The organism is Mesorhizobium sp. WSM4844 (genome assembly GCF_055811775.1).
In genome coordinates, this window is record NZ_JBVVQB010000041.1 from 45,404 (window position 1) to 54,002 (window position 8,599).

An 8,599-nucleotide genomic window follows, 5' to 3' on the forward strand; every position below is an offset into this window, starting at 1 on the left:
GAATCGGAGGAAGAAATGCTGGCAAATTCACTGATCGAACTCGATCGCGCACATCTGGTTCACCCGTTTTCATGCTATCGGAGCCACGAGGAGACGGGCGTGCGGGTGCTCAAATCCGCCAAGGGCGCAACGGTGACCGATGCAAGCGGGGAAACCCTGCTCGACGGATTCGCCGGTCTATGGTGTGTGAACATCGGCTACGGCCAGGAAAGTGTCGTTGAAGCAGCCGCCAAGCAGCTGAGAGAGCTTCCTTATGCGACGGGATATTTCGGGCTGGGATCCGAGCCTGCCATTCGCCTTGCTGCCAGGCTTGCCGAACTGGCTCCCGGCGATTTGAACCATGTCTATTTCACGCTTGGCGGCTCCGACGCAATCGACAGCACGATCCGCTTCATTCGCTATTACTACCATGCCAAGGGCACGCCGCAAAAGGACCAGTTCATCTCGGTCGAGCATGGCTACCATGGCTCCTCGACGGCAGGGTCAGGTCTGACCGCGATCCCGGCTTTCCATGCGGGTTTCGGTGTTCCATACGACTGGCAGCACAAAATTCCTTCACACTACGCCTATCGGAATCCGGTCGGTTCCGACCCGCAGGCGATCATCGATGCATCGGTCGCGGCCCTGCGCGCCAAAATCGCGGAACTCGGCGCGGGCCGCGTTGCGGCCTTCTACGCCGAACCCATCCAGGGTTCGGGCGGTGTCCTCGTTCCACCGACAGGTTGGCTGAAGGCTCTGCACGCCGTGTGCAAGGAACATGACATCCTGTTCGTTGTCGACGAAGTCATCACGGCCTTTGGCCGTACCGGCCCTCTCTTCGCCTGTGAGGAAGACGAGGTCGTGCCGGATCTCATGACCACGGCGAAGGGACTGACCTCGGGCTACGTGCCGATGGGCGCCGTTTTCATCTCGGACCATGTTTACAATACGATCGCAGACGGAGCCGGCAAAGCGCCTGTCGGCCATGGCTATACTTATTCGGCCCATCCCGTGAGCGCGGCGGTCGGGCTCGAATGCCTGCGTCTCTACGAAGACAGCTTGCTCGAGAACGGGCGCAAGGCCGGCAAGCGCCTGATGGCAGGCCTTCGCTCGCTCGCCGACCACCCGCTGGTTGGCGACATTCGCGGCCGCGGCATGCTGGCAGCAATCGAGTTGGTCACCGACAAGGAGCGCAAGACGCCGCTGCCGGCGGCGGCCGATCCGGGGCGCCGCATCTTCGAGCGCGCGTGGGCGAACGGCCTTGTCATCCGCGCCTTCAGCAGCGGCATTCTCGGCTTTGCGCCGCCGCTCTGCTGCACCGATGACGATATTGATGGAATCCTCGAACGCACCCGCATGACCCTGGATCAAACCCTCGAGGACCAGGACGTGCGGTCGGCGATGAAGGGATGATCGTCCAGGCTGCCGCTGCATGCGCGCGGCAGCCTCTTTCTCATCTGTCGAATATCGCGTCGAGAGGCAAATGGGATTTGACGATCGGTGACTTCAGCACGACGAAGCTGAAATATTTGTCGATTCCGATATCCAGTTCGATCATGCGCTCCATGATCGTCTGGTACTCGCTGATGCCCGCTGTGACAAACTTCACAAGATAGTCGTAACCGCCTGAAACCAGGTGGCATTCGATAACAGAATCGACCTTCTGGATTGCGGTGAGAAATCTCGCGAAGTCGTTCTGCTGGTGGTGCTTGAGCGTGACTTCGGTGAAGATCGTCAGAGTCTGCCCGAGCTTGGACACATCGATCTGGGCGGAATAGCCGGTGATGAAGCCTTCCGTCTGAAGCTTCTTCACCCGCATCAGGCAAGGGCTCGGTGAAAGGTTCACCAGGTCGGCGAGCTCGACGTTCGTGACCCGCCCGTTCTTCTGCAGTTGGGATAAGATCTTGATGTCGATCTTGTCGAGCTTCATTGGAAACCTGTCAAACGTTGGAACCGCGGATCGTCCGGCAGACGGCGTCCGTCACCGCCTGCGTGGTCGCTGTCCCTCCGACGTCCGGCGTCAGCACGCCCTCACTCGTCACCGATTCCACAGCGTTCATCAACCGGGCGGCCGCTGCGCTCTCGCCCAGATGTTCGAGCATCTGGGCAGCGGTCCAGAAGGTGGCGACCGGGTTGGCAATACCCTTGCCGGCGATGTCGAATGCCGAGCCGTGAATTGGCTCGAACATCGAGGGATAGCGCCGCTCGGGATCAATGTTGGCGGTCGGTGCAACGCCGAGACTGCCCGCGAGCGCGCCCGCAAGGTCCGACAATATGTCGGCGTGAAGATTGGTGGCGACGATCGTATCAAGGCTCCGAGGTTTCAACGTCATACGCACTGTCATAGCATCGACCAGCATCTTGTCCCAGGCGACGTCCGGGAATTCCGGCGCCACCTCGGCTGCGATTTCGTCCCACATTACCATGCCGTGACGCTGCGCGTTGGACTTTGTGACAACTGTCAGGAGCTTTCGCGGCCGTGACTGCGCCAGCCGGAATGCATAGCGCATGATGCGAGTGACGCCGACGCGCGTGAAGATCGCGACCTCGGTTCCGACCTCCTCGGGGAGGCCGCGATGGGCTCGGCCGCCGTGGCCCGAATACTCGCCCTCGGAATTCTCCCGCACGATCACCCAATCCAGATCGCCAGGGCCAACGCCCGCCAGCGGCGAAACAATGCCGGGCAATATCCTGGTCGGCCGCACGTTCGCGTATTGATCAAAGCCCTGGCAAATCGGCAGCCGGAGGCCCCAGAGGGTGATATCGTCGGGCACATCGGGAGCGCCTACCGCGCCGAAGAAGATGGCGTCGAAGCGCTTCAGTTGTGCCACCCCATTTTCGGGCATCATCCGACCATGCGCCTTGTAGTAGTCTGAGCCCCAGTCGAAGTGCTGGATGCGCAGCTTGAAGTCGCCGCAGCGCCGCTGCAGCGCCTCAAGCGCCTGGAGACCGGCAGCAATAACCTCTGGGCCGATGCCGTCGGCAGGAATGGCGGCAATCTCATATTCGCGCATCGTCACGTTCCCTGTTTTCAGTGCTGGCCCTGTTTTCAGTGCTGGCCGCCTGGCAGCCTCGATCTCGTGTGCGACCTGATGTAGCTTGGCAAACGGTCTTCTCAGAATTCAGCGACCTTGCCCCACGCAGCTGTCTTCAGACGCTCCGGCCGATAGGGACGCGGATCGACGATCGGCTCGCTGCCGGTGATGATATCGGCGATCATATGCCCAGCGCCGGGGCCGATCCCGAAGCCGTGGCCGCTAAATCCCGCGGCGAGAAGAAAGCCCGGAATCCCCTCCACTTCACCAATTGCCGGGACGCCATCGGGCGTGCTGTCGACATAGCCCGCCCAAGCATGAGAAATCGCGACGCGCTGGAACTCGGGCAGCAATTCGCAGGCTCTTTGATAGGTCAGGCGAATCTGCCTCATGTCAGGTTTGGGGTCGAGAATCCGATTCCGTTCCATTGGCGTCACGTCGTCAAGTACCCATTTCCCCAGGCTTTCATGACCTTGACGCCAGCCCTCGAACGCTCCCGGGGCCAGACTGCGCCAGCGACGGGCGAACATGGGCACGAACTCGCGGCTGAACCTGAACTGCTGCGGCGTTGGATCGACTCGCGCCCGCCCGCTGATCGCCAGCGCGTATCCACCGTTGCTGCGCCGCGTCAGCGAGACGCGCGCGGTATGCAGGGCATCCGGCAGGCCATTTGCGCCCGGCGCTACGGATAGAATGGATTGACGCACGGCAACTTGCGGAAACGGATACCAAGCTGGTTGCAGAAGGAGGAAGCCCACGCGCCTCCGGCCATGACCACGGTGGTCGTCCGGATGGTCCCGGCTTCTGTAACGACGCCGCTGACCCGGCCGGCGCTCAGCTCCAGCCCGCGCGCCGCGCAATTCTGATGTACCGTGCCGCCGGCCGCCATGATGCCGCGCGCGGCAACCGGCACCGCCTTTGAAGGATCCGCCGTTCCGTCAGTTGGCGAGAACACGCCGCCTTTCCATTTGCGGCCGGTCGCCTTGCCCCGTTCGGTGGCTTCTTCCGCGCTCAGCACATGCGTCGTGACGCCAACCGTCCTTGCGAAATCGCGCCACTTTGCCCAGCCTGCCAACTCGTTTTCGTCCTGCGAAAGATAGAGCAGGCCGCAGCGGCGAAAGCCGGTGTCCTCGCCAGTCTCCTGCGCCACTTTTTCCCAGAGATCGAGGCTCCTGGTTGCCATCGGCAACTCGCGTGCGTCACGGTTCTGCTGACGGCACCAGCCCCAGTTGCGGCTGGACTGTTCGGCGGCAATGCGCCCCTTCTCCAGCAGGGCAACGCTGACGCCCCGTCGCGCCAGATAATAGGCCGTGAATACGCCGACCACGCCGCCGCCGATGACGACGACGTCCGCCTCGCGAGGCAGGGATGGGCTGGACTCGATGTGAATGAGCGGCGCGGGCATGGATGGACTCCGGTAAATCTGAAACATCCTAGCCTGCGGCCCGCAGAGGCAGGCTGCGGAGTTCATGCCTGGACGGAATTTCCTGCGGTTTGCAGCCCTTGGAACAGGCAATTGTTGCCGAAAAGCGCTCGCTGGCCCCGACCTCGCAGGGGCAAGCAGGAGTACACTTCATCCAGTCGCGTGATCTGCGGCATGGGCTTTTCGGGACGCGGCGCGCAGCGACGCAAGGCCTGTCGCGCACAAATTAGCGGACGAAGGACCTGGTTGTCTGATCCCGGTTTTCTGCGCCGGAACGGTGGCAGAGTGAAATGCCGAACCTGACGTTCTTTTCAGAAGTTCCTGCCGCCCGAGGGCCAAATTTCGACGACTATGCGGATACAGAACAGTCAAACTGGCTGAAAGAACGGAGCAACCCTTCCTTATAACGGGTAGCTCCAGAGGACTTCCGATAGGCAGGGCTTACGCCTTAGGAGAGTTCTCCAAGAAAAGGGAACAGTGTCCGGTCCACGGACCGAATTTCATCAAGGGAGCCGCCAGGATGAGCAGAATCCGTCTCTCGCAGCCTCAGCGCTTGAAGCGCCGAGATGACCAGACGACGGACGCTATGGTGAGGCGCTTCTGCTCAAAGCGCGATGATGTGGTCCGCAACAGCGTGGACCCGCTCGGTTCAAACGGGAGATGATCGCAATGGTCGCAACGATCCAGCCTGTAGCCCCCGCCGATGTGGCGCTTTCGGTGCGCGACCTCACGGTGAATTTGCCGAAGGGCATGGAACGGACTTATGCCGTCGAGAACATCTCCTTTGATCTGAAACGCGGCCAGATCCTGTGCGTCATTGGCGAATCCGGATCCGGCAAGTCGGTCACCGCGAACGCCATCATGGGGTTGCTGCCCAACGTGATCCGCGTCTCCTCGGGCGCCATCCACCTCGATGGAATGAACATCGTAGGCATGCCGCAGGACAAGCTGCGCAGCCTGCGCGGCCGAGTGGTGTCGATGATCTTCCAGGACCCGCTGTCGGCGCTCAATCCCTTGATGACGGTGGGTGCACAGATCGACGAGGTCATGGCGGCGCACGGCGTCGGCACTCCGAAATCCCGTCGCGGCCGCGCTGTCGGGCTGCTGACCGAAGTGGGGCTGCCGGACCCGGAACTCATGTACCACCAGTATCCGTTCCGCCTCTCCGGCGGGCAGCGGCAGCGGGTGATGATCGCCATGGCGCTGGCGCTTGAACCCACGATCCTGATCGCGGATGAACCGACGACCGCGCTCGACGTGACCACACAGGCGCAGATTCTGGAGCTGATCCGCGACATTCAGCGCCGGAAGGGAATGAGCGTCATGTTCATCACTCACGACTTCGGCGTGGTGGCCGAGATCGCAGACAGCGTCGTGGTGATGGAGAAGGGCCACATCGTCGAGCAGGGTAGCGCTCAGCAGGTCCTGAAGTCGCCTGGCCATCCCTACACAAGGCGCCTTATCGCAGCCGTCCCACATCTGACCGGTGAGGACCGCGTTCCTCTGGAGACGGCCGACAAAGCGCCGATCCTGAAGGTCGAAGGCCTGATGAAGACCTACCGCAGCGGCAGTTCCCTGTTCAGCGCACAGCGCGTCGTGCCCGCGGTCAACGAGGTCTCGTTCGATCTGGCGCCCGGGCGCACGCTGGGCGTTGTCGGCGAAAGCGGTTCCGGCAAATCGTCGCTTGGTCGGCTTTTGATCAAGCTGCTGGACAGCGACGGCGGCGGGATTCTGTTCGAGGGCCGCGACATCGCCAAGCTTTCCGAAGCCGAATTCCGCCCGCTGCGGCCGCGGGTCCAGATGATCTTCCAGGATCCATTCGCCTCGCTCAATCCGCGCTCGACGATCGGCCACATCCTGACCGTTGGCCCAGTCGCGCACGGCACGCCCTATGCCCAGGCGCGTGAAGAGGCGAAAGCGCTCCTGGCCCATGTCGGCCTCGATGCCGGCGCCTTTGATCGCTTTCCGCACGAATTTTCCGGTGGGCAGCGCCAGCGCATCGGCATCGCTCGGGCACTGATGTTCAAGCCGAAGCTGCTGATCGCCGACGAAGCTGTCTCGGCGCTGGACGTGTCGATCCAGGCCCAGATCCTGCAGCTGCTCGACCAGATCCAGCGGGAGACCGGCGTTTCGATGATCTTCATCACCCACGATTTGCGCGTCGCCAGCCAGATCTGCGACGAAATCGCGGTGATGCAGAAAGGGCGGATCGTCGAACGCGGTCCGCCATCGCAAATCTTCCTCGACCCGCAATCAGCCTACACACGTGAGCTGGTGGCGGCGATTCCTGGAGAGCAGCCGGGGTCTACCCGTCCGGTTGCAGCAAATGGGTAAGAGCCACGGCGGATACCGCCAGAACAAGGGGAATTCCAATGACTGAACGCTCAAACACCAAATCAAGCTACTCGCGCCGCGATGCACTGCGATTGATGGCGATAGGCGGGGCTGCGGGCCTCATTGCGCCGAATCTGTTGGGCAAGCCCGCCTTCGCCCAGAACCCGCCAGCGAGCCCAACCGGCCGCGTCGTCGTCGGTCTCTCGCAGGAGCCCACCGTATTCAATCCGTTGATGCCGCACATCGAGGTCGACGACGCTGTGCATTTCTCGCTTTTCGATGCGCTCTTCCGCATGGATCCCAAAGGCGTTCTTCAGCCCAATCTCGCAGTCGAAGTGCCCAACCAGAAAAACGGCGGCATTTCAGAGGACGGTCTCATCTGGCGCATTCGCCTGCGTGACGATGTCCGCTGGCACGACGGCAAGCCGTTCACGGCCGAGGACGTGAAATTCACGCTCGAGCTCATCACCAACCCGAAATTCCGGGCGTGGCGCACGGCCGGCCATTCGCTGGTGCGCGACATCAAGGTGGTCTCGCCGACCGAGCTGACCTGGCGGATGGAGGAGGCTTTCGCCCCCTATTTGTCGTTTCTCGCCGAAACCTTCATGGTTCCCAAGCACATCCTCGAAAAAGAGGCCGACCCCAACGCCGCCGCCTTCAATCAGGCGCCTGTCGGCACTGGCGCATTCAAGTGGGCGCAGCGCGTTGCCGGCGACCATGTCGAACTCGTCGCAAACGCGGATTATGCCGGGGAGGGCCCCTATTTGGAGCGGCTCGTCTTCAAATACATCCCCGACATGACGGTGCTCTACACCCAGTTCAAGAGCGGCGACATCGACCTCGTCGACCAGGCATACATAACCGCCGACCACTACGCGGAAGCCAGCACACTATCGGATCGTGCGGTCAAGCTGGAGCCTGGAGCGTCGGTCGAGTCGATCTATCTCAATCTTGAGAAGCCGCAATTCAAGGACCCGGCGGTCCGCCAGGCGCTCTACTTGGCAATCGACAGGAAAGCGATCCTCGAAGCACTTTACTACGGCATCCACAAGCCGACCGAGACGTTCATGCCGCAGAATTCGTACTACTACAATCCGAACCTGCCGGCACAGGAGTTCAACCTCGAGCGGGCGGGCCAGATCCTCGACGAGGCCGGCTGGGTACCCGGAGCCGATGGCATACGGGTGAAGGACGGAGTGCGCCTGTCGTTCGCCAACTCCACCACGTCAGGCAATCATTTGCGCGAGCAGACGCAGCAGTTCCTGCAGCAGACATTCGCCGAGATCGGCGTCGAGATGACCATTTCGAACCTGCCCTCCGCCGTGATGTGGGGCGATTTCTGGCTCAAATCGCAGTTCGAGTCAGCCATCTCCGGTGTAACCAATCTCATCGCCGGCGACCCCGACGTTACCAACCGCCTGCACAGCAAGGCGATCGTCGCCAAGGGCGGAAAGGGCTCGAACACCGGCCAATACTCCAACCCGGAGGTCGATGCGCTGCTCGAAAAGGGCGCCCGCACCTTCGATCGGGAACAGCGCCGCGCCGTCTATCTGCGCGTGCAGGAAATCGTTCGTCAGGATCTGCCGTTCCTGCCTCTGTTTGCCTACACCAACGTGTTCGGCCGCAAGCAGGGGCTGGAGGGTTTCGAGGCAAATTCCAACACCCGCGTCGCATCCTGGCATGCCGCGGGATGGCATTGGAAGGCCTGACATCCATTACGCCGCGGCCCCCCCCCCGCGGGGGCGCGGCACGTGTCCCGGGGTGGAAAGTGGGGGCGTGGGTGTTAAACGGAGAGAGTATAGGAGGGGGGTGGGGGGATCACGCAGCG

5 protein-coding genes and 1 pseudogene are annotated in these 8,599 nt (G+C 62.0%); 3 read left to right on the top strand and 3 right to left on the bottom strand.

Features of this window, described 5'->3' with window-relative positions:
• The first annotated feature begins 15 nt into the window (after nt 1–15).
• Nucleotides 16–1,392 carry an aminotransferase class III-fold pyridoxal phosphate-dependent enzyme gene (locus tag AC0L2A_RS25890; RefSeq protein WP_473611202.1) on the top strand — a complete coding sequence of 459 codons (1,377 nt, stop codon included), beginning with the start codon at nt 16–18 and terminating at the stop codon, nt 1,390–1,392.
• A gap of 40 nt (nt 1,393–1,432) precedes the next feature.
• On the opposite strand, the gene AC0L2A_RS25895 is transcribed toward AC0L2A_RS25890, so the two are convergent.
• From AC0L2A_RS25895 to AC0L2A_RS25905, 3 genes and pseudogenes are all read right to left on the bottom strand, one after another.
• A complete protein-coding gene (locus tag AC0L2A_RS25895) occupies nt 1,433–1,909 on the bottom strand; it encodes an Lrp/AsnC family transcriptional regulator (RefSeq protein WP_023798454.1) in 477 nt (158 codons plus the stop codon).
• Between the two features lie 10 nt (nt 1,910–1,919).
• Nucleotides 1,920–2,993, bottom strand: a complete 1,074-nt coding sequence (locus AC0L2A_RS25900) for a tartrate dehydrogenase (protein WP_473611203.1) — start codon at nt 2,991–2,993, stop codon at nt 1,920–1,922.
• Nucleotides 2,994–3,094: 101 nt separating this feature from the next.
• A pseudogene (locus tag AC0L2A_RS25905) lies at nt 3,095–4,419 on the bottom strand (NAD(P)/FAD-dependent oxidoreductase).
• Between the two features lie 687 nt (nt 4,420–5,106).
• Here AC0L2A_RS25905 and AC0L2A_RS25910 point away from each other — a divergent pair.
• On the top strand, nt 5,107–6,771 hold the full coding sequence (locus AC0L2A_RS25910) for an ABC transporter ATP-binding protein (RefSeq protein WP_287223060.1): 1,665 nt from the start codon (nt 5,107–5,109) through the stop codon (nt 6,769–6,771).
• Between the two features lie 38 nt (nt 6,772–6,809).
• Entirely contained in the window at nt 6,810–8,480 is a 1,671-nt protein-coding gene (locus AC0L2A_RS25915) for a peptide ABC transporter substrate-binding protein (protein ID WP_473611205.1), read from the top strand.
• Nucleotides 8,481–8,599 lie beyond the last annotated feature (119 nt).